Annotated in this window: 1 rRNA gene; it reads right to left on the bottom strand. The window is 53.7% G+C overall.

Annotated elements, in window-relative coordinates:
- A 5S ribosomal RNA gene (gene rrf / locus NBA72_RS24250) occupies positions 1–67 on the bottom strand; the annotation flags it as partial.
- Positions 68–309 lie beyond the last annotated feature (242 nt).

Here is a 309-nt window from a genome sequence, read left to right as displayed (position 1 = left end):
CGCTACGGCGTTTCACTTCTGAGTTCGGCATGGGGTCAGGTGGGACCACCGCGCTAGTGCCGCCAGGCAAATTCTTTGTGCTCTGTCCTGTGTCTTTTACACTGATACGGCGTTGGCTGCTCTTGCGAGCGTCAGTCACATACTTCTGTATGCTCCTTCCGTCGCTGCGTTTGCCGCCTTGTCTCAGCGTAAAATCCTTCGGACTCTGAATCTGAGCTGAAAATCGTCTCTCACCGCCAAAACATCTTCGGCGTTGTAAGGTTAAGCCTCACGGTTCATTAGTACCGGTTAGCTCAACGCATCGCTGCG

This window comes from Salmonella sp. NW1250 (assembly GCF_051812965.1).
GTDB classification, from domain to species: Bacteria; Pseudomonadota; Gammaproteobacteria; order Enterobacterales; family Enterobacteriaceae; genus Salmonella; species Salmonella enterica.
Note: the sequence above shows the minus strand (reverse complement) of the source record. Positions and strands in the feature narration are given on the sequence as shown.